Genomic DNA, 21029 nt, shown 5'->3' on the forward strand with positions numbered 1-21029 from the left:
CACGCCGATGAACGGCGACGTCTCGAGGCACGAGTGGCAACGCCCGGCGGCCGACCGTCGCCGCGAACGACTCTACGAGTACGCGCTCCTCGGGTGTGCGACCCTGACCGTGGCGATCACGGTCGGCATTCTCTACACCCTCTTTTCGGACGCGCTGTTCTTCTTTCAGGCGTACGCCGGGCTGCTCGACGGCTCGATTACGGAGGCCCTCTCGGAGTTCGTCACCGGAAAGAACTGGCGACCGACGATTCGGCCGTACGCCTACGGCCTGTTGCCGCTGCTGAGCGGCACGATCGTCGTCACTGTCGCTGCCGCCGCCATCGCACTCCCGTGCGGCCTCGGCGCGGCGATCTACCTGAGCGAGTACGCTCGCCCGACGACGAGGGCGTACCTGAAGCCAGCCCTCGAGGTGCTGGCGGGCATCCCGACGATTGTCTACGGTTACTTTGCGCTCGCGTACGTCACGCCGTTCCTCGACCGATTCCTGCCACTATCGACGTTCAACGCGCTGTCGGCGTCTATCATGATGGGGATCATGATCGTCCCGATGGTCTCCTCGATCAGCGAGGACGCCCTGAGTGCCGTTCCGGACTCGCTTCGACACGCGGGCTACGGCCTGGGGGCGACGAAGTTCGACGTCTCGGTCCGCGTCGTCGTCCCCGCGGCGTTCTCGGGGATCATCTCGTCGTTCATCCTCGCCATCTCGCGAGCGATCGGCGAGACGATGATCGTTACCGTCGCGGCCGGACAGAACCCGAAGATGCTGATCCTGGATCCGAGCAGGCTCGACGAGAACCTGTACGACTCGATCCAGACGATTACGTCCGCGATGGTGCAGGCTGCGGGCTCCGACACGGCCGGTGGTACGCCGGTGTTCTGGTCGATGTTCGCCCTCGGAATGGCACTGTTCGTCGTCACCTTCGCAATGAACCTGGTCGCCGACGCTGTCCAGCGTCGCTACAGGGAGGTGTACTAGATGGGAACCCGCACCGGCGAACGCGAGTGGGTCGGCCGCTCGAGCACCCTGGCGAGCGTCCGCGGCGCCGCGTTCGAGTACGCTTGCCTCGGCGCCGCTCTGTTCGGCATCGTCACGCTCCTCGTGTTGCTCGCGTACGTGACCGTCGACGCGATCGAGTTGCGCGAGGCCGACCCCGCCTGGTTCGCCATCGTCGGGCTGACGTTCGTCCTCCCGTTCGCACTGTTCGTCTGGCGAATCTGGGGGACCACAGCGGCCGACGTCGCGAAGACGAGCGTCGGCGGCGTGTTGCTCGCGGCGGGCCTCGGCGGCTTCCTGATCGTCGCGTTCACGATCGTCACCCCCTACGTGTGGGCGGCTTACGTTCTGCTGGCGGTCGCGCCCACTGTCGCGGCAGCGCGGTACGGCGACCGCCTCGAGCGACTCGACGACTCCGGCCCGCTCGTGATGGCGATCGTCGTGCTGGGCGTGATCGTCGCGACCGCCCTGCTGGGCCCGATCACCGCCGTCCTCGAAATGGCGAAGCCGTGGGTCCTGTACCTGCTCACGGCGGCCGTCCCCGTCGCCGGTGCGCTCTTCTGGTGGGCGAGGACTCGAGACGACCGGGCGGCCGGCGTCGTCGCCGCACTGACCGTCGTGGCGACCGTCGGACTCGGCCTCCTCGTCGAGGTCGGAGCGCTCGAGAGCGCCGGCGCCCCGATCGTCTTTTCGCTCGGGTTCGTCGTGCCGGCGACAGTCGTCCTCGCGGACGGCTACCGTCGCGGCCCCACCGCCAGGATCGGTCTCCTCGCGATTCCGATCCTCCTGGGCGCCGCGGTCGCGGCCGTTGCCGCCTCTTGGTTGCTCGGCGTGCCGATGCCCAACTCCTGGCTTCGGCCGGAGTTCTTCCAGCAAGGTCCGTCTCGGACGCCGGAAAACGCTGGCCTCTACCCGCCGATCGTCGGCTCGATATTCATGCTGATCGTGATGATCGTCGCCGTGTTCCCCCTCGGCGTCGGTGCGGCGGTCTACCTGGAGGAGTACGCCGCGGACAACTGGCTCACTCGCCTCATTCGCATCAATCTCACTAACCTGGCGGGCGTGCCCTCGGTCGTCTACGGCCTGCTCGGTCTGGCGATCATCGCCCGCCGCTTCGGATTTGGGCGGGGAACGGTCATCACGGCGGGGTTGACCGTGGGGCTGCTCGTCTTGCCGATCGTCATTATCTCCGCCCAGGAGGCCATCCGCTCGGTACCGAACTCGGTTCGGCAGGCGTCCTACGGAATGGGCGCGAGTCGCTGGCAGACGACGCGAGAGGTCGTCCTCCCGGAGGCGTTCCCCGGCATCCTGACCGGGACCATCCTGGCACTCGGCCGAGCCATCGGGGAGACCGCACCGCTCATCATGATCGGCGCCGCAACCTCGGTCTCGAGCGCGCCCGACTCGCTGTTCGGGACCGTCACCGCGATGCCGCTTCAGATCTTCTCCTGGCGGAGTTACTTCGACCCGGACTTCCGCTATGGCGTCGTGGCGGCGGGCGTCATCACGCTCCTCGTCATCCTGCTGGGGATGAACGCGGCCGCGATTATCCTGCGAAACCGCCTCGAGAAACGGTGATCGTAGTGACGAGAGGCCAGTCTCGAACCTCGCTGGTAACCTGTTCGTTGCGTTCGACGGCGGTGCGGTCGATTGAACTGCGCTCGACGGAACCGTGGGCGATGGAACCGGGATCGATGGAACCGCGACAACCGTTAGACGTTCGGCACGGTGACACGCCGAAAACGACGGCATCGACGAGTACCACTCATCTCGGGGCTCCCCTCGAGGTTCCATCCGTCGTCGAGAGCGCGCCAGGTCGAACTCGCGACAGATGGATCCGGGCATATATAGCGTGGCCGCGTATTCGGGAGTTCAGAGATCGCTCCCGCCTCGAGTCACAGTTCGGCATTTTCACAGAAGACCCACACTGCCAGTACGACCCTCGAACGCGCTCGGCACGTGGAGATTCGCCGTTCGCCACGTATGACTATATAGCACTATGTTCCAATCATAGTAGACTATTTACCTCGTCTGGGGTATCCATCCAGTGATGTCGAGAGACGCCTCTGGCGTGCCGTCGCCCGTTCTCGGGAGACGGGAACTGCTCGCCGCGACGGGGGTCGCGGCGACCGCCGGGCTGGCCGGTTGTACCGACGTACTGGCTGAAGAGGGGAGACAGGTACCGATCGCCGGAAGCAGCACGGTCTTTCCCGTGACCGAAGCCGTCGCCGCGGCGTACTTCGAGGAACGACCGAACGTCAACGTCTCTATCAGTCAGACGGGGACCGGTGGCGGCTTCTCGAACTTCTTCTGTCCAGGCATGACCGCGATCAACAACGCGAGTCGCGAGGTCGCGGACATCGAACGCGAACAGTGTAGCGAGAACGGAATCGAACCGATCGAGTTCACCATCGCGACGGATGCACTGACGGTCGTCGTCAACCCCGGCGCCGACTGGGTCGACTGTCTCACCGTCGAAGAGCTCCGGGAGATCTGGCGCACCGACGGCGCTCAACGCTGGAGCGACGTGCGAGACGACTGGCCCGACGAGGAGTTCGAACTGTACGGGGCCGACACCACCTCGGGGACATTCGACTACTTCGTCGAGACGATCATCGGCGAGGACGCCAATCACCGGAGCGACTATCACGGAACCGAGAAGGACCGGACGATCGTCCAGGGCGTTCGTGGCTCCGAACACGCCATCGGCTACTTCGGCTTCTCCTTTTACGCCGAAAACCCAAACCTGATCAAGGCCGTCGGAATCGATAGCGGCGACGGCTGCGTCGAACCGTCGCTCCAGACGGCCATGGAGGGGGAGTACACCCCGCTATCGCGCCCGTTGTTTATCTACGCGTCCGACCAGGCGCTCACCGATCCCGAAGTGCAAGACTTCTTGCGCTTTTACATCGAGCAGTCGGCGACCGACCTCGTCGAGGAGGTCGGTTACGTCCCCGTCACCGAAGAGGTGCGTGACGAGAACCTCGAGAAACTCGAGGCGTCCATCGACGAGGTGACCGAATGAGCGCGATGGACCTCTCCCACGACGGGAGTCGGACGGCCCGTGGCGTTTTCTTCAAATACCTCTTCACGCTGTGTGCGCTGCTGTCGATCCTGACGACGGTCGCCATCGTCCTGACGCTGTTGCTCGACGCGGTGGACTTCTTCGCCGCCGTCTCGCCGATCGACTTCCTCTTCGGCACCCGCTGGAGTCCGACGAACGAGCCCGTCGCCTTCGGCGTGTTGCCGCTGATCTCAGGGACGCTCACCATCACGTTCGGGGCCGCCGCCATCGCCCTGCCGATCGGCCTGCTGACGGCCATCTACCTCAGCGAGTACGCCTCGAGTCGCCGCCGAGCGTACCTGAAGCCGGCCCTCGAGGTGCTCGCAGGCGTCCCGACGGTCGTCTACGGTTACTTCGCGCTCGTGTACGTGACGCCGGCGCTGGACGCGATTCCGTTCGTGGAGCTATCGACGTTCAACGCCCTGTCGGCCTCGATCATGGTCGGCATCATGATCATCCCGATGGTCTCCTCGATCAGCGAGGACGCGATGAGCGCGGTGCCGGACTCGCTCCGACAGGCCAGTTACGGGCTGGGGGCGACGAAGTTCACCGTTTCCACGTCCGTCGTGGTCCCCGCGGCGCTGTCGGGCATCTTCTCGTCGTTCATCCTTGCCATCTCGCGAGCGATCGGCGAGACCATGGTCGTCGCCATCGCGGCGGGGCAGACGCCCAAGCTGATCGACCTGACCGATCCGGCCGGGCTGTTTCTCGAATCAGTCCAGACGATGACAGCGGCGATGGTCCAGATCGGGACGAACGACGTCGTCGGCCAGTCGGTGGCCTACAAGAGCCTGTTCGCGGTCGGCCTGACGCTGTTCGTGATCACCTTCGTGATGAACCTCGTGAGTGAATTTATCGCCTCGCGCTACCGGGAGGTGTACCAGTGATGGCGGCCGAAACCGGCACCAACGACCAGTCGGTCGAGGACTCCGGGTTCGGACGCGTGAGTCGAACGAAGGACGTCGCCTTCCGCTGGCTGACTCTCGCGGCGGCGCTCGTCGGCATCCTCTCGCTCGCGATCTTGCTGGCGTACGTCGCCGTCGACGCGATCGGCTGGCTCGACTGGCAGTTCCTCACCAGCCCGCCCCACCCGAACCCGTTCGAGGCGGGCATCCTCCCGGCGCTGGTCGGTTCGATCGCGCTCATGCTCTTGATCGCGCTCGTGACCTTCCCGCTGGGCGTTGGCGCGGCGATTTACCTCGAGGAGTACGCGAGCGACGGGCCACTCACGACGTTCATCCAGATCAACATTGCCAACCTGGCGGGCGTCCCCTCTGTCGTCTACGGCCTGCTCGGACTTGGACTGTTCGTGAGCCTCATCGGCCTCGGCTTCGGGACCCTGATCGTGGCCGCGTTCACCGTCGCCCTGCTCATCCTGCCCATCGTCATCATCTCCGCCCAGGAGGCGATCCGGGCCGTTCCAGACTCCCAGCGACAGGCCTCATACGGAATGGGCGCGACGAAGTGGCAGACGATCCGCAACGTCGTCCTGCCGCGGGCGATGCCCGGGATCTTGACCGGAACCATCCTCGCACTCGGTCGAGCCATCGGCGAGACGGCCCCGCTCATCATGATCGGCGCGCCGACGACCGTCTTCGGCGTTCCGAACAGCCTCCTCAGCAAGGTCAGCGCGATGCCAATGCAGATCTACACCTGGGCGCAATACCCCGAAGCCGAGTTCCAGTACGGGGTCGTCGCCGCCGGCGTCGTCACCCTGCTCGTCGTCTTGCTGTCGATCAACTCCGTCGCGATCCTCATCCGGAACCACTACCAGCACGACCAATGACCCGAGAACCCATGACCACCTCGAAGACCGAATCGAGCGACGACCACGCCTCCCCGACGCCGAAGACCGACAGCCTGGCCGACCGGGGCACCGACGCTGATTCGTCGACCACCACCGACGGCCGGACGATCCTCGAGAGTCGCGGCCTCGACGTCTACTACGGCGACGACCAGGCGCTCCAGGACGTCTCCGTGGAACTGCCCGAGAAGCAGGTGACCGCGGTTATCGGTCCCTCTGGCTGCGGGAAGTCGACGTTCCTCCGGTGTATCAACCGGATGAACGACCTCGTGGACGCCGCCCGCGTGGAAGGCGAACTGCTGTTCGACGGCAAGAACGTCTACGATGACGACGTCGATCCGGTCGCCCTGCGCCGCAAGATCGGGATGGTGTTCCAGCAGCCCAATCCGTTCCCCAAGTCGATCCGGGACAACGTCGCCTACGGCCTGAAGGTCCAGGGCATCGACGATAACGTCGACGAGCGCGTCGAACGCGCCCTCGAGCGCGCCGCGTTGCTCGAGGAAGTCGAGGATCAACTGGACTCGAGCGGCCTCGACCTCTCGGGTGGCCAGCAACAGCGCCTCTGTATCGCCCGTGCAATCGCGACCGATCCCGAAGTCATCCTGATGGACGAGCCGGCGAGCGCGCTCGACCCCGTCGCCACCTCGAAAATCGAGGACCTGATCGAGGAGCTGGCGAACGACTATACCGTGGTCATCGTCACCCACAACATGCAACAGGCGGCTCGCATTTCGGACAAGACGGCCGTCTTCCTCACCGGCGGGGAACTCGTGGAGTTCGACGACACGACGAAGATTTTCGAGAACCCCGAGAGCCAGCGCGTCGAGGACTACATCACCGGTAAGTTCGGATAGCCTCGAGGGCGAATACCTCGGCACCGTTTGATAGAGGATTCGACGTTGTGGAGGTTCGGACGTACGCTTTTCCAGATCGCTCCCGTCGCACTCGTGGGACTCTTTGGACTCTTCGGACTTGAGCGGCAGCCGTTCGTTCTGTTACCTCGTGATGGAGTGCGTGACTCGCGACGTCGTCAGCAGTCAGCTTCGACCGCGACAGTGAACGATTCAACGGTCACCGGCTGTCGTGACGAGAGCCATTGAGAACCAGCAAAAGCCAGCGTTAGCTCCCGGTCGTCGCACGCAGGTTCACGAACTCGTCGCGGATGGCCCGGCGCTTGACCAGCACGAACCCGATCGCGATCAGGACGAAGCCGAACACCGTCGTCCCGGTGATCACCTCGTCGAGGAGCAACCAGCCGAAAATCGCAGCGAAGACCGGCGCGACGTAGGACACCATATTGATCTCGATCGGGCCGAGGCGCTCGAGCAAGGTGAAGTACAGGAGGAAGCCGAAGGCGCTCGAGGCGAGTGCGAGGTACGCGAGCGACCAGAACGCGTTCGGGTGGAGCCACGTCGCCGGTTCGATCGGTTCGCGCAGCCCGAGGCTCAGCAGGTGCATGAGGATCGCGCCGCCGATCATCGACCAGGCCTCCATCGTCTCGATTGGCATCTCGGCGTCGAGCCGACGGGTGAGGACGCTTCCGAGGGCAAACGACGCCGCGGCAAGGAAGACGAGGGCGGTCGCGATGGCGTTCGCCGAGAGCAAGTCGTTGGGATCCGGTTGGGCAATGACGATCACTCCGCAGAGGCCGATCCCGACGCCAACCAGTCCGACCGCCGAGAGCGCGTCCGACGGGACGAGCGCGCGGGCGAACCCGGTCGTGAGGACGGGCGAGAGCGACACTACGATTGCGGCGGCGGCCGCCGTCGTGTTTAGCTGACCGACGAAGAGGAAGGCGTGGTAGGCCGCGATGAGAAGCACCGACCCGATCGTGACGAGGAGCCACTGGTCGCGCCCGCTCGGGAAAAAGTCACCACCGTCAACGACGTACGCGGCGTAAGCCAGCATAATGACGCCAGCGACGTCGTATCGAAGCGCGGCGAAGAGCACGGGCGGGAAGTACTCGAGTCCGGCCCCGATGGCGACGAACGCGGTTCCCCAGACGGCCGCTAGTACCAGAAAGAGGGCGAAGTTTCGGTATCTGCTCACGAGTGTGGATTCGCCACGGGCGACCTATGCGTTTCGATTCGAAGCTCGAAAGGCCGAGACGATGGTCGTTTTTCGACGCGAAAATCGTTTCAGAAGCGACCTCGTCGATGATCCTCGGCGGAGAGTACAGGGACAGACGTATAGTAGCTAGCGAGTGGAAAGGGAAACGACGAGTTAGACGGAGGCTTCAGTTGGTGGCCAGGATGGCCACTCGAGATACAGATTCAAGTCGGTTAACGAAAAAAGCGAAAATGCAACACAGAGCCACATGAGCGAGTCAGATACTCTCCTACGCCCAGCAGATACGATGCGAGAACGGGTCGGCGAAACCCGTGTCAAGGTCTGGTTTTTGATCAACGCAAACCGGTGGTTCGTTACCGGAGTTATACTGGTGGCTGCGTATCTCGTTATGCTTCTCGTTCACGTTTTCGGTCCGAGTTCTTCGCAGAAACTCATCTCGACGAACGTGATCAGTTCGCTATTCGGGTCGATGGTAATCGCCGTCGTCACGAGCGTCACGCTCGTTTTGACGATCTCACAGTACGTGCTTGCCGAAGAAATTGGCCCCCTCGGAGAGCAGCGCGACCGCATGTCGAACGAGGTCGATTTTCGAGAAGCCGTCGAAGAGACGGGGGACATCGGCGTCGCCCCAGCGGACCCGGCTCGGTTCCTTCGAACACTTATCGAGATTTCGGATACGCACGCACGACAGATCGCCGACACCGTTTCCGAGAGTCCGAACGCGGACCAACTCGATGAAATCACAGAATTCGTAGACGGTCTCGTCGAGCACAGCCAGAAGATTAGCGCCGACCTCGAAGAAGCGGAGTTCGGATCGTTCCAGACGCTACTGCCCGTCCTGAACTACAACTATTCCTGGAAGATATTCGCTGCCCGAACGCTTCGGAACAAATACGCCGAATCGATTTCGGAAGACACCGACGAGGCGTTCGGCAGGCTACTCGATTCGCTCCGGTTTTTCGGTCCGGCACGAGAACATTTCAAGACGCTCTACGTGCAGTGGGAGATCATCAATATCTCGCGCGGAGTGCTGTACGGAGCAATGCCCACGCTGGCGGTTGCGGGGTACATGGTCCTGGAATTTGACGCCGCAAAGATGACCGGCACTATCGCCGGCATTAGTACGGCCTATCTCGTCGTTAGCGCCGTTTACGTACTGACGCTCATCCCGTTTGCTGTCCTTCTCGCCTACCTGCTCCGTGTTCTCACCGTGATGAAACGAACGCTCGCAATCGGCCCGTTCATTCTTCGAGACACCAAGCAGCTAGAGGGCGTTCGCTACGAGGAATCGACCGAGATTCAATCTGAAAAGTAACTGACGATGATGCGGGGGTCGGCGGATTCGTAATAGAACCCTACTCGAGGCTGAGCCCGGCGTGCCAGCGGTCGACGCCGGCCTCGCGCTTGACCGCGTCCATCTTCGCCAGCAGGTGCGTCGCCAGCGAGGCGGTTTCGGCGGCTCGAGACTCGCCTTCGGTGCGGAATTCGCCGGTCACGCGGTTGGCGTAGACCGAGCAGACCGCCCCGGCCCGGAGGCCGTAGACGTTCGCGATGGTGAGGATGGCGCTGGCCTCCATCTCGATGTTGGCGACGTTGGCCTCGGTGAGTTCGTCGATCAGGTCGTCGGCACCGGCGGCCTCGAAGCCGTCGAATCCGGGTCGACCCTGCCCGGCGTAAAACGAATCGGCGCTCATCGTGATCCCCGTGTGGTAGTCGTAGTCCAGGCGCTCGGCGGCGGCGACCAGCGCGCTGACGACCTCGTAGTCAGCCGCGGCCGGGTAGTCCTCACGGACGTACTCGTCGCTCGTCCCCTCCTGGCGAACGCCACCGGTCGTGATCACGAGGTCGCCGACGCTCATCTCGGGCTGGAGCGCCCCACAGGACCCCACCCGGATGAACGTCTCGCAGCCGACGCGGGCGAGTTCTTCGACGGCGATGGCCGCCGAGGGGCTACCGATTCCCGTCGAGGTGACCGAAATCGACGTCCCGTCGTAGGTACCTGTCGCCGTGCGGTACTCGCGGTGGTGTGCGCGCTCCTCGTGGTCGTCCCAGTGGGCGACGATCTTCTCGACACGCTCAGGATTCCCCGGCAAGAGGACGGTGTCGGCCACGTCGTCGGCCGCGACCTCGAGGTGGTACTGTACGTCGGCGTTCGGGTCTTCGCTGTCGCCGGCCATAGAGACTCGAGAATAGTCGCGCCATTGTATATAAATGCTGGAAGACCGTACGGGGCGTATGGGCACCGATCCGGACGCCGGGGCGGGAGCGGAACCCGGAACGGAGGGGAACGCTACCGGAGAAGCGGACACGGGGGAGCGGACGCTCTCTGATACAGCGGGCACCGCGAACAGCATGTTCACCGACACCTACGTCGCCGCCCTCCAGCACGACCTGGTCGACCTCGAGCCCGGGACCACGCTCGTCGGCGTCGTTCGCCAGCCGACCTCTTGGTTTCACGCCGCCGTCGACGAGAACCTGCCGGCGCTCGGGCCGCCGTCGACGTTGCTCGAGGACGCCAAAACGGCCACGGAGGACCTGAAGATGGCCGGCATGTGCGACGAGGGCGCCCACAACGCGTCCTGGGAGCAGGTGGGTTTCGAGGACCGGTACCGGGAGCACCTCGAGACCGAGATCGAAGCCCGGGAGGCGCTTGCAGAACTCGAGGAACGGCTCGAGGAGGGCGAATCGATCGCGCTCGTCTGCTTCGAGAACACGGGCAAGAAGCGCTGTCACCGGACCGTGTTGCGAGAGGTCCTCGAGGCCAGACGGGCCTAACTGCCTGCCCCGAGGTCGAACCTAACTACCTTCCTCGTCACACGGACCTGGCTGTCGACTCGTCTCGAAACCGAACCTGTGTCAGTCCACGTTCTCCGGCGACGCACACGACGGGGAGACGACTCGTCCGGCGAGACGACCGTCCACGACGCGGCCGAGTATCTCGACTTCGACCTCGAGCGGTCCCTCGGACGTCTCCGTCGGCGAATCGAGGCGTTCGAGCCCCTCACAGACCACGACGTCCATCGGGCTCCGATCGGAGGGGTGCGCGGCGATCAGCGTTCCGTCGTCGGCTCTCGTGACCTCGAGGCAGTAGCGCTCCCCGATGCCGAGTGAACCGCTGACCAGGTCGCGAATCGACGTCATCGGTTCAGAGACGGTTGATGTCCACGTCGTCAGGGTCGTTCGGATTCACCGTGTTGGCGCAGTTCGCACAGAGGCCGACCCCCTCCTGGTAGTGGACCTGGCAGACGAGGGCGCCGCAGTTGTCACACCGCTCCTCGGCCGACCGCGTTTCACAGATCTGACAGAGGCCGCTGACGCTCATACTCGAGGTACGGACTCGAGTGGCTTCAAACCGGTGCCGGCACTGGGGACGCGACGTCGCTCGAGCAGGAGAAACGGTCAATGGTGCACGTTCTATAGCAACTTCAGAAAGTGCACCATTATCCGCGAGGAGATGAGATTTCGGTTCGATTCGCTCGAGGTTGACCCGAAGAGAGGTGATTCCCGGCGGGAACTGAGGCCCAGGAACGCTGAGGGCTGGCGAGGCGCTGAGAGCCGAAGTTGAGTTCCCTCGAGGGACTCGTCCGTCGCTACTCGTCTTCGCTGTCCCCGTCGCCGTCCGTTTCGGATTCGTTGGCTTCCTCTCCGGTATCTTCGTCGGCGTCTTCCGATTCGTTGGATTCCTCCTCGTCCGCTTGGTCGTCCGTCTCTTCTCCACCGTCAGTTTCGTCTTCGCGTTCTACTTCCTCGACCTCGACATCCTTGCCTGCGACCCCGCTTTCGGAGATTACGGGTTTCAGGTTGTAATCGGACCCCTGTCCACGTTTGACCACGTTGATGTCGAAGACGAAATCGACGGGGTCGTCGGCACCGATCTCGAAGGGGTGCGTGATCTGTAATTTTTCGCTCGGGAGCTTGACGTTCGCCTGCTCGCCATCGACGATACCCTCGACCGCCGAGACGTGCAGTTCGATCTTCTCGTACGTTCCCGGAGAGAGTTCTCCTTCGAACACGGAGACTGCCCGCTCGCCGACCAGCTCCGTGAGGTCGACCGTCCTTCCCTCGAGGTCGACGATGTAGAACCCGCGCTTTCGTTCGACGCCGTCGGCGGTGTCGTTCTCGTCTTCGTCGCCTTCGTCGCCGTCGGATTCCCCGTCCGCGTCTACATCGTCCTCGCCATCGTCACTCGAGTTCTGCTGATCGTCGATGTCCTCTTCAGTTTCGTTCGATTCCTCGCCTCCGTCCTCGCCATCGGTTTCGGTCGAGTCCTCGTCGTCACCCTCGCCCTCACCACCGTCGAAGATTCGGGCGTAATCGAGCGTGACATCCAGCCGTTCGAAGTCGCCGATGTCGGCCGGCATGTCGCTGACCAGCAGTCTGAAGTTCCCCTGCTGTCTGCTCTCCTCGGAGCCATCCGTCTGTGCCCCGTCGTCGGACTGCGTGTCCTGGTCGGGCGTCCCATCGTCGCCTGATTGCTCCGGACCGTCACCGGAGGTGCACCCGGCGAGTGCCGTCGCACCGACGCTACCGCCGGCGGCGATGAACGCTCGGCGTCCCACGCCGGGTTTCGATTGGTAGTTCGCCCGCCTCGACTCGTCGCTTGCTCGGTCGTTTGGCATTACTCCTTCCAGACAGGAACCGGGTAAAGCAGTGCCGTTCGTTCTGGAGATTCAGAATCGTTTGTGAACGGTTTTGCTCCCGTGCTCAATGGGCTGAAATGCCCGCCAGACCGCCCCAACGATCAGTTTGAACGGAAGGTTGAACTGAAGGCCGTTCGTTCTTAGCTCGAGGCCGCGTCCCGGCTACACGTCGTCACCCCTCGGCCCGCCACTACTCGCCTCACCAACTCTGGGCCGCATCCCTCGGTGAACACAAACGGTCGCGTATTCGACGCGGCGGCCGGACGACACTGCGAGTCGAGACTGACGCGTGTTCGGTCGCCGCATCCTTTAGGCCGCTCGAGTCCCTATCTCGAGTGTGCAACGGTCACCGATTGTGTTGCTCGTCGCCGCGCTGTTCGCGGGCATGACCGCCCTGCTCGTGATCGGCTCGTTCGTCTCGCGCTCGCCGATCCCGTTCGTCGTCGCGGTTCCGCTCGGAGCGACGGCCTACTTCATGTACTACCACGGCAGCGGGAAGCTCGTGGAACGACTTCGCCGTCGCGAGGTACGGAGTCAGCAACGTCAACGCGAGCGGACGCGACGCGCCCGGGACGGCCGCGGCGGCTTCGGGGCAGGCCCACGTGCTCGAGGCGGCCCGCGAACGCGTGCGGAGCGCGAAGCTCGATTCGGTGCCAGTCTTGGTGGGGGCGGACCCGGAACCAAAGCCGGTCCCACAGGTTGGCACGGCGAAGATCCCCGAAATCGAGTGTCCGCGACCTCGAGCGGTCCCACGACCGCCGAAGCCCGGAGCGTGCTCGGCGTCGATCCGACGGCCGACCAGGCGGCGATCAAACGGGCCTATCGAGACCGCGTCAAGGACGTCCACCCCGACCGCGGCGGCGACGAGGCGGAGTTCAAGCGGGTGACAGCGGCCTACGATCGCCTCCGCGAGTGAAGACATGACACTCTGTGTCACAGTCGCTCTCGAGAGACACACGTTGACATTCGGCAGGAAGGCTTTTGCCGTGTGACTCGCTATCACCGGATATGAGCCGTGACCGGGCCCTGCTGGAGCGGGCCCTGGAACGTGGCGAACAGGACGGTGGGAACGTCGAGTTCAAGGAACGGCTGCTCGAGTCGATCCACCTCGAGGGCGGGCGACGGGAGAGTCTCGCCGCACAGCTCCGTCACCGCGTCCTCTCGGGCGACGGCGAGGCGACGTACGTCGTCGGCGTCACCGACGACGGCGGCCTCGCCGGCATCGACGTCGACACCTTTTCGGAGTCGATGGACGTGCTCTCGCTGCTCGCCGAGGAAGCCGAGTGTCACATCGAGGATGTCCAGACCTGGGGCATCGAGGGCGGCGTCGTCGGCATCGCCCTGATCCGCGAGGGCGCCGTCCTCGAGACGGACGACCAGCACGTCGTCGTCGGGACGGCCGGCCACGTCGACCACGGAAAGAGCACCCTGGTCGGCTCGCTCGTCACGGGCCGCCCGGACGACGGCGACGGTGCGACGCGAGCCTTCCTCGACGTCCAGCCCCACGAGGTCGAGCGGGGGCTGTCCGCGGACCTCTCCTACGCCGTCTACGGGTTCGACGAAGAGGGGCCGGTGCACGTTACGAACCCGAACCGGAAACAGGACCGGGCGGCCGTCGTCGAGGAGGCCGACCGCCTCGTCTCGTTCGTCGACACCGTCGGTCACGAACCCTGGCTCCGGACCACGATCCGCGGTCTCGTCGGTCAGAAACTCGACTACGGCCTGCTCGTCGTCGCCGCCGACGACGGGCCGACGCGGACGACCCGCGAACACCTGGGAGTGTTGCTCGCCACGGAACTCCCCACCGTGGTCGCGCTGACCAAGACCGACCTCGTCGACGACGACCGCATCGAGGAGGTCGTCCTCGAGGTCGAGCGCCTCCTCCGGGACGTCGGCAAGTCTCCCCTCCGGGTCGGCCGCCACGGTGTCGACGCCGCCGTCGAGGAAATCGGCGACACCGTCGTCCCCATCGTCGAAACCAGTGCGATCACGATGGACGGCCTCGACGTCCTCGACGAACTGTTCGACCGACTGCCGAAGACCGCCAGCGACGACGGCGAGTTCCGGATGTACATCGACCGAAGCTACGCCGTGACCGGCGTCGGCGCCGTCGCTTCGGGGACGGTCATGCGCGGCGAGGTCGAGGCCGGCGACGAACTCCTGCTCGGGCCGATGGCCGACGGCTCGTTCCGCGAGGTCGAAGTTCGATCCATCGAGATGCACTACCACCGCGTCGATCAGGCCCAGTCCGGGCGGATCGTCGGCATCGCGCTCAAGGGCGTCGAGGAGGCGGAGATCGAGCGCGGGATGGTCCTCCTGCCCGGCGACGCCGATCCCACGCCCGTCAGGGAGTTCGAGGCCGAGGTGATGGTACTCAACCACCCCACGCGAATCGGCGACGGCTACGAACCCGTCGTCCACCTCGAGACCATCGGCGAGGCCGCGGCGTTCTATCCCGAGGACGGTCGCCTCCTGCCGGGCGACAAGGGGAAAACCCGAGTACGGTTCAAGTTCCGCTCGTACCTGGTCGAGGAGGGCCAGAAGTTCGTCTTCCGCGAGGGTCGAAGCAAGGGCGTCGGGACGGTGACGGACGTCTCACCGGCGACGTAATCGGGGATTCGACCTAATCGGTATCGATAGTTGAATCTGTCTCAGTATCGGTACCGACATCGGGCTCGAGCGTCCCACGCTCGAGAACCTCGGACGTCTCGGCGTACCGCCCCGCGAGTTCCACGTAGTGGTCCGCAGCGGTTGCCCGCGGCGAATCCTCGACCTCCTTCCTGACTTCTGCGGGAGCGCCGACGACCAGCACCGACTCGGGGACCGTCGCGTCCTCCGTGACGACACTATTTGCAGCGACCAGGCTCTCTGCGCCGACCGTCGCCCGATCGAGGACGATCGCCCCCATCCCGACCATCGCCCGCTCGCCGACCGTCGCGGCGTGCACGATCGCGTTGTGGCCGACGGTCGCGTACGGGCCGATCGTCGACCCCTCGTGGACCGTCGCATTGTCCTGGACGTTCGCGCCTTCCTCGAGGACGATTTCGCCGTGGTCGCCCCGGAGCACGGCCCCTGGCCAGACGCTGGCATCGGCTTCGATCGTGACGTTGCCGATGACGACCGCGCGCTCGTCGACGTATGCCGAATCCGCGATCGTCGGTTCTCGGCCGTCGAAAGATCGGATCATGGCCACCGTTTGGGAGGAGTCGAGTTAGTGTTGGTGAAATTTGACCGGGCCTGGTGGCTCGAGTTCAGTAGGTATGGTGGGCAGTGTCTTGTTAGGTCAGTTTGAGGAACGGGTAGGTCGTGGAGATAGTTTGGAACAATGCTTGCAGACCTGCTCAGCGAATCCTACGCAGCGGAATTTGATGTTGTTGAGAGCGTGAGTGGACGGCGACGCCTGTCAGGGTGTTCGCTGTCCGCCTCCACACGAGTGGTTTTTCGCTTCGAGAGACACGAGCGATGCTTCGTTTGATCGGTGTCAAGCGCTCTCATCAGGCCATCTGGCAGTGGGTGCATCGGCTGGCTGACAGCGTGCCAGATCCGCTATCGGCGAAGCCCTCGCGGGTCGCGGTTGATGAGACCGCTGTCAAGATCAACGGCAACTGGTCTTGGGTGTATGCGGGTATAGATCTCGACTCTCGATTACTCCTCGATGTCGCAGTCTTCGGACGACGGGGTACCGATCCAGCTGCTGCGTTCCTGCATCAATTGACCGAGAAACATGATCTTTCCGACACCGTGTATCTCGTCGATGGCTATGGGTATCTGACTGTCCTCTCTCGGTTAGGGTTAAGCGGTCAGCTCGACTACGTCGAGCGAAATCTGATCGAGAAGTGGTTTCACACGCTGAAGATGCGAGTTGACCGCTTCCACACTTCGTGGGTGGGCAGTCGGGCGAGTGTCAGAGAATGGCTTGAACAGTTCGTACACTACTACAACACACAACGACCGCACCAATCACTCAACGGACAGATGCCAGCAGAGCTGTTAAACTAGATAGTTCTCCTGATCAAATAATGTATTCCTCGTGATCAAAGTACTCTATCCCTGCGCGAATTCCAGTGGATTTCTCATCACATCCTTCTGCAAATAGGACAAGAGTTCTGTTTTCTTCTATGAGTATTGAGAAGTCTGTCGATTCGTTTTCATGGACACAGGTATCTTGTACAGACCACTCATATTCTTCCAGGTCACCATCATACTGAACAGCAGTTTCATACTCTTCCCCTTCTATCCCAACCTCCGGGATTTCAATTCCGGTCTTTTCTGGAATCCTATATCGATTGGATATCTCCTTATTATTATTTTCATCGTGGATAACAATCCCCACACGTACTTCGGTTTCGCTAAGATTCTCAATGAACACAGAATCTACTCGACCTTCGACTGGTCCGTCTGTTGAACCGTTCTGATCGGGTTTTGAATCATTGGAGGGGCCACTCAGACACCCACCAGACGCTACAGAACAGGCAGTAATGGCTTTGACGAGGATAGTTCTCCGGTTCATACCTATGTGTTAGATGTATTAGTCAAAGCCTTTGTGTTGGCACATATTTATTATGGTGCTGTGATTTCCGGGTGACGAAAAACTGTATTCATATACTCTGCGAAAGGGAGACCTTGAGCCAGAGCTCGTGCTCGGCGGCGACCGCCTCGGCGAGTGATACGCTCGATCACGTCGGTCGACATCAACCGTACCAGTCACTCACCGGACAGACACCAACGGAGATGCTAAACTAGACAGTGCCGTGTGATGAAAATAGACACTATAAAACTATAAAAATTTAGACTACATAATCTCGTTCACCCTACCCTAAATTCGTCATGTTCCCTCCCACAAATCACCAATATATGCAAATATGCGTAACAAAAGCACAAATATTAGCTTTAAACGATTTTATTCGCACTAAGAACACGTAAATGATTGAGTGTGCAATTGAACATTTCGACGAGTTAAATAACAGAAATAACATACTAACCCTATATGATCAGAATTAAGATATAGAATAGTGACCGCTCGAGCGTGATCAGATGTCGGCTCACACGTTCACCGATCGTCGTTCCCGAAATGAGAACAGAGAGCTTCGTTACACTCCATTACAATCTTAAGCGTGTAATGCCCAGACGAGTCGAGCGAAGTAACGTCTCAGAGCGTCTCGCTGGCAGTGGACATGTTGACGCTCGCTTCGGTCACGTTCGCACTCTCCGTGACCATCCGTGGCAGTTCGTCGTGATAGTACTCGTCGTTGAGTCGACTGGTCGGACCAGACACGCTAATCGCCCCGAGCACCTCGCCGTTCGCGCTTCGAATTGGAGCGCCGACAGCACGAATTCCCTTGATCTCTTCCTCGTCGTTGACCGCGTATCCGCGTTCGCGTATCGACTCGAGCTCCGCGAGCAACGCGTCCACGTCGGTAATGGTGTGTTCCGTCTTCCGAACGAGCCCATACCTGTCGACGATCGATCGGACCCGATTCTCGGGGAGGTGGGCGAGAACGGCCTTCCCGGTCGACGTGAAGTGGAGGAAGTCCGGCTTCTGCTCTTTCGCCGTGTGGTAGTCGTCGCCAACGGCGTTCTCCCCCGGGACTTTGTAGATGTTCCGCTCGAGGCCGTGCTGTTCGCACATCAGGTGGGCGTACTCGCCGCTCCGCTCGGCAAGGCGGTCGACCGTCGACTTGCCGTGCTCGAAGAGGACGTGCCGATGGCGAACTGATTTGCCGAGATAGAGGAACTCGAGGCTGAGGTGGTAGGTGTCGCCGCGTTTGACCACCAGCCGTTTCTCGCGGAGCGTGTTGAGGTAGGAGTGGGCCGAACTCTTCGAGAGGTCGAGCGCCGTCGCCAGTTCGGTCACGCCGACGCCGTCGCGTTTTTCGAGCGTTTCGATCACGTCACAGGCTCGAGCGACCGTCTCGAGGGTCCGGGCGGAACCGGTTTCGTGGTCGTCCATATGTGTCACTGGTGAGCATACCTCAAAACTGTTCGCATTTGGCGAACCACCGGTAGCGTTAGCCAGTGGTCAGCTCAATCCGGAGAACGGTTCGGGTGCACACGCTCGCGATAACGCTCCCATCAAACGAACGACGACGTTCTCATTTCGAGGGAAGCGACGGTCGAGGTCGACCCGACGATATCGATGGTTCAGCCGGCGACGACTCAGTCCACCACGTACCGCTCGAGGAAGTGCGTGTAGAGTCGTCTGGACTCCTGTGCCTTCGCGTACCGGTCGGGTGTGGTCGAACGCGAGAGTTGCTGGCGACACCGATCCGAAGCCAACCGGTCGCGGAGAATAGTCTCGACCATGGACTGGTCGAATTCGGGGTGGAACTGTATGCCGAAAGCGGGCACCCTGGTCGATTCGAACGCCTGTACGCCGGTTCGATTCGTCGCGAGGACTCGCGCGTCCAGGAGCGGTTCCCGGACGTGGTCGCGGTGCCAGCAAAACGACGTGAAGGTGTGGTCGAAACCGGCGAACAGGTCGTGATTCGACCCCGCCGCGGTCAGGTCGATGTCCTCGAAACCGGCCGAACGCTCCGGGAGCGTCTCGATCGTGCCGCCGAGGACCGACGCGAGGACCTGGTGGCCGAAGCACACGCCGAGGATCGGAATCGCTTCGGCGATGGCGGCGCGGATCGCGTCCTCGAGGTGGACGAGGAACGGGGGCCGTCGGTTGATGCGTGCGTGTGAGCCAGTGATGATCACCGCATCGGCGGTCACGATCGGGTGCAACCGATCGTGTCGGGGATCGAGGACGCGAAACTCGACGTCCGGGAATCGATCGGTAACGATGCGCTGGATCGCCGTTCCGTAGTCGAACCGGTTCGGAGGTTGAATGCACGCGAGTCTCATGGTGGGCGTTCGAATTCGTCTCGAGACCGGCCCGCGACGGCCGGTGACGGTCCACTCTCGTGGACGCCGACCGGGTTTGGATTCACGGCTCGACCGACTGTCGGGGGCTCGAGCGTACGCAACGTTCTAACGGAACGTCGCATAACTGTTCGGGTGTCGTCGAATCGTTCGGATCGGAACCAAGGTGCTGTCAAACGCAAACACTTAACACAGCAGGCTTCGCATCGGTCAGGTGTACATGATGGTCTCCGAGGAGAGGCTTCGGGCCGACATCGAAGCGAACGCCCAGTTCGGCGCGTTAGCGGACGTCGACGGCCGCGGGCGAACGGTACTGACGGGAACGGAGGCGAACGAACTGGCGCGTGACCGATTCGTCGATCGTCTCGAGGACGCGGGTCTCGAGGTGCGAATCGACGCCGTCGGTAACGTCGTTGGCCGGTGGGACCCGCCCGAAGCCGATTCGTCGGCGGCTCCCGTCGCGTCGGGGAGCCACCTGGACTCGGTGCCAGTCGGCGGCATCTTCGACGGCCCACTCGGCGTCTACGCGGCGCTCGAGGCCGTCCGGGCGATCCAGGAGTCCGACCGATCACTCGGCCAGCCGATCGACGTGGTGTGCTTCACGGAGGAGGAAGGACAGCGATTCGGCAACGGATTGCTCGGTTCGTCCGTCGCGACGGGTCGGACGAGCGTCGACGAGGCGCTCACCTTCGAGGACGATTCGGGGACAGTGCTCGAGGACGCCCTCGAGCACATCGGCTATCGCGGGTCGGGTCGCCTCGACGCCGCCGCGTGGGACGCCTGGCTCGAACTGCACGTCGAACAGGGGACGAAGCTCGAGCGGGCGGGGGCGTCGGCGGGCGTCGTCACGTCTATCACGGGAATTACCCACTGTTACGTCGATGTCGCCGGCGAAGCCGACCACGCGGGCTCGACGCCGATGGACGACCGGAGCGATGCTCTCGCCGCCGCGAGCGAGATCGTCCTCGACGTCGAGGACGCAGCCAATCGAATCGTCGCCGACGACTCGGCGTCCGCGGTCGCCACCGTTGGAAAGTCGTCGGTCTCGCCGAACGCGACGAACGTCATTCCGGGGTCAGTCAGACTGGGGGTCGACGTCCGGGACGTCGAACTCGAATCGATGGAAGCACTCGTCGAGGCGCTCGAGGAGAGCGCGCGTCGGGTCGAGGCCGAGCGCGACGTCGACGTAACGGTGACCCGGCCGTACGACATCCCGCCAGAGCCGATGGCTCCTCGGTGTCGTGACGCGATGCTCGAGGCGGGAACGGCGACCGGCGTCGGGACCGTCCGGATGCACTCCGGCGCGGCCCACGACACGATGAACGTGGCGCGGGTAACCGACGCAGGACTACTGTTCGCCCCGTCTCGAGGTGGGCTCTCCCACAACCCCCAGGAGTGGACCGACTGGACGGATTGTGCCAGAGCGACGGCCGTCCTCGCCGAGACGATTGCTCGTCTGGCTAACGCGTGAAATCGCTCGTTTAGCCGACGCGTGGAGGTGCAAGTGTGAATTAGTGGCCGAGCGAATCCACGTCTCGAGTGGCCGAGACGCCCTTCTATGGGATTCGAACGCAAAAATGCGTACATTTA

20 protein-coding genes and 1 pseudogene are annotated in these 21029 nt (G+C 62.8%); 12 read left to right on the forward strand and 9 right to left on the reverse strand.

The genetic code is table 11. From position 1 onward, the window contains the following. Nucleotides 1-7 precede the first annotated feature (7 nt). The 6 genes from pstC (ACFQS4_RS12630) to pstB all read left to right on the forward strand — a co-directional run bounded on the left by pstC (ACFQS4_RS12630) (nt 8) and on the right by pstB (nt 6716). Complete coding sequence (gene pstC / locus ACFQS4_RS12630; protein ID WP_497901846.1) at nt 8-976, forward strand: phosphate ABC transporter permease subunit PstC; 969 nt, start codon at nt 8-10, stop codon at nt 974-976. Further along, nucleotides 977-2572 carry a phosphate ABC transporter permease PstA gene (gene pstA / locus ACFQS4_RS12635; RefSeq protein WP_497901847.1) on the forward strand — a complete coding sequence of 532 codons (1596 nt, stop codon included), beginning with the start codon at nt 977-979 and terminating at the stop codon, nt 2570-2572. It begins immediately after the preceding gene. A 472-nt stretch (nt 2573-3044) separates the two neighbouring features. Beyond that, nucleotides 3045-4019 carry a PstS family phosphate ABC transporter substrate-binding protein gene (locus tag ACFQS4_RS12640; RefSeq protein WP_497901848.1) on the forward strand — a complete coding sequence of 325 codons (975 nt, stop codon included), beginning with the start codon at nt 3045-3047 and terminating at the stop codon, nt 4017-4019. Then, nucleotides 4016-4945, forward strand: a complete 930-nt coding sequence (gene pstC / locus ACFQS4_RS12645) for a phosphate ABC transporter permease subunit PstC (RefSeq protein ID WP_497901849.1) — start codon at nt 4016-4018, stop codon at nt 4943-4945. The genes ACFQS4_RS12640 and pstC (ACFQS4_RS12645) overlap by 4 nt, the downstream gene beginning before the upstream one ends. Beyond that, nucleotides 4945-5844 (forward strand): phosphate ABC transporter permease PstA, encoded by a 900-nt coding sequence (gene pstA / locus ACFQS4_RS12650; RefSeq protein ID WP_497901850.1) that lies wholly within the window; start codon nt 4945-4947, stop codon nt 5842-5844. Before pstC (ACFQS4_RS12645) ends, pstA (ACFQS4_RS12650) begins: the two co-directional genes overlap by 1 nt. Next, complete coding sequence (gene pstB, locus ACFQS4_RS12655; RefSeq protein ID WP_497901851.1) at nt 5841-6716, forward strand: phosphate ABC transporter ATP-binding protein PstB; 876 nt, start codon at nt 5841-5843, stop codon at nt 6714-6716. Before pstA (ACFQS4_RS12650) ends, pstB begins: the two co-directional genes overlap by 4 nt. A gap of 265 nt (nt 6717-6981) precedes the next feature. Here the strand turns inward: pstB and ACFQS4_RS12660 are convergent, their stop codons facing one another. Next, nucleotides 6982-7911: a DMT family transporter gene (locus ACFQS4_RS12660; protein ID WP_497901852.1), complete on the reverse strand. Its 930-nt coding sequence runs from the start codon at nt 7909-7911 to the stop codon at nt 6982-6984. A gap of 268 nt (nt 7912-8179) precedes the next feature. Between ACFQS4_RS12660 and ACFQS4_RS12665 the strand changes: the two genes are divergently transcribed. Further along, nucleotides 8180-9247: a DUF7972 family membrane protein gene (locus ACFQS4_RS12665; RefSeq protein ID WP_500193533.1), complete on the forward strand. Its 1068-nt coding sequence runs from the start codon at nt 8180-8182 to the stop codon at nt 9245-9247. Nucleotides 9248-9287: 40 nt separating this feature from the next. On the opposite strand, the gene ACFQS4_RS12670 is transcribed toward ACFQS4_RS12665, so the two are convergent. After that, nucleotides 9288-10109: a nucleoside phosphorylase gene (locus tag ACFQS4_RS12670; RefSeq protein ID WP_497901854.1), complete on the reverse strand. Its 822-nt coding sequence runs from the start codon at nt 10107-10109 to the stop codon at nt 9288-9290. 175 nt (nt 10110-10284) lie between these two features. Between ACFQS4_RS12670 and ACFQS4_RS12675 the strand changes: the two genes are divergently transcribed. Further along, nucleotides 10285-10707 carry a DUF488 family protein, N3 subclade gene (locus ACFQS4_RS12675; protein WP_497903195.1) on the forward strand — a complete coding sequence of 141 codons (423 nt, stop codon included), beginning with the start codon at nt 10285-10287 and terminating at the stop codon, nt 10705-10707. A gap of 81 nt (nt 10708-10788) precedes the next feature. On the opposite strand, the gene ACFQS4_RS12680 is transcribed toward ACFQS4_RS12675, so the two are convergent. The 3 genes from ACFQS4_RS12680 to ACFQS4_RS12690 all read right to left on the reverse strand — a co-directional run bounded on the left by ACFQS4_RS12680 (nt 10789) and on the right by ACFQS4_RS12690 (nt 12551). Further along, the gene (locus ACFQS4_RS12680) at nt 10789-11073 is read right to left on the reverse strand and encodes a hypothetical protein (RefSeq protein WP_497901855.1); all 285 of its coding nucleotides are present in this window, start codon (nt 11071-11073) and stop codon (nt 10789-10791) included. 4 nt (nt 11074-11077) lie between these two features. Next, on the reverse strand, nt 11078-11254 hold the full coding sequence (locus tag ACFQS4_RS12685) for a hypothetical protein (protein WP_497901856.1): 177 nt from the start codon (nt 11252-11254) through the stop codon (nt 11078-11080). A gap of 268 nt (nt 11255-11522) precedes the next feature. Beyond that, nucleotides 11523-12551, reverse strand: a complete 1029-nt coding sequence (locus ACFQS4_RS12690) for a DUF4382 domain-containing protein (protein WP_497901857.1) — start codon at nt 12549-12551, stop codon at nt 11523-11525. Nucleotides 12552-12909: 358 nt separating this feature from the next. Here ACFQS4_RS12690 and ACFQS4_RS12695 point away from each other — a divergent pair, with 358 nt between their 5' ends. Both ACFQS4_RS12695 and ACFQS4_RS12700 read left to right on the forward strand, forming a co-directional pair. Next, on the forward strand, nt 12910-13488 hold the full coding sequence (locus ACFQS4_RS12695) for a J domain-containing protein (RefSeq protein WP_497901858.1): 579 nt from the start codon (nt 12910-12912) through the stop codon (nt 13486-13488). A gap of 92 nt (nt 13489-13580) precedes the next feature. Next, nucleotides 13581-15182 (forward strand): GTPBP1 family GTP-binding protein, encoded by a 1602-nt coding sequence (locus tag ACFQS4_RS12700; protein ID WP_497901859.1) that lies wholly within the window; start codon nt 13581-13583, stop codon nt 15180-15182. Nucleotides 15183-15195: 13 nt separating this feature from the next. On the opposite strand, the gene ACFQS4_RS12705 is transcribed toward ACFQS4_RS12700, so the two are convergent. Continuing rightward, nucleotides 15196-15759: a gamma carbonic anhydrase family protein gene (locus ACFQS4_RS12705; RefSeq protein ID WP_497901860.1), complete on the reverse strand. Its 564-nt coding sequence runs from the start codon at nt 15757-15759 to the stop codon at nt 15196-15198. A 138-nt stretch (nt 15760-15897) separates the two neighbouring features. Here ACFQS4_RS12705 and ACFQS4_RS12710 point away from each other — a divergent pair. Beyond that, a pseudogene (locus tag ACFQS4_RS12710) lies at nt 15898-16571 on the forward strand (IS6 family transposase). A gap of 13 nt (nt 16572-16584) precedes the next feature. Here the strand turns inward: ACFQS4_RS12710 and ACFQS4_RS12715 are convergent. The 3 genes from ACFQS4_RS12715 to ACFQS4_RS12725 all read right to left on the reverse strand — a co-directional run bounded on the left by ACFQS4_RS12715 (nt 16585) and on the right by ACFQS4_RS12725 (nt 19421). Next, nucleotides 16585-17082 (reverse strand): hypothetical protein, encoded by a 498-nt coding sequence (locus tag ACFQS4_RS12715; protein ID WP_497901861.1) that lies wholly within the window; start codon nt 17080-17082, stop codon nt 16585-16587. Between the two features lie 639 nt (nt 17083-17721). Next, nucleotides 17722-18522: an IclR family transcriptional regulator gene (locus tag ACFQS4_RS12720; protein WP_497901862.1), complete on the reverse strand. Its 801-nt coding sequence runs from the start codon at nt 18520-18522 to the stop codon at nt 17722-17724. Between the two features lie 206 nt (nt 18523-18728). Next, the gene (locus tag ACFQS4_RS12725) at nt 18729-19421 is read right to left on the reverse strand and encodes a type 1 glutamine amidotransferase (protein ID WP_497901863.1); all 693 of its coding nucleotides are present in this window, start codon (nt 19419-19421) and stop codon (nt 18729-18731) included. A gap of 238 nt (nt 19422-19659) precedes the next feature. On the opposite strand from ACFQS4_RS12725, the gene ACFQS4_RS12730 reads away from it, so the two are divergent. Continuing rightward, the gene (locus tag ACFQS4_RS12730; protein WP_497901864.1) at nt 19660-20910 is read left to right on the forward strand and encodes a Zn-dependent hydrolase; all 1251 of its coding nucleotides are present in this window, start codon (nt 19660-19662) and stop codon (nt 20908-20910) included. The last annotated feature ends 119 nt before the right edge of the window (nt 20911-21029 follow it).

Source organism: Saliphagus sp. GCM10025317 (assembly GCF_042663665.1).
In the GTDB taxonomy this organism is placed as follows: domain Archaea; phylum Halobacteriota; class Halobacteria; order Halobacteriales; family Natrialbaceae; genus Natronosalvus.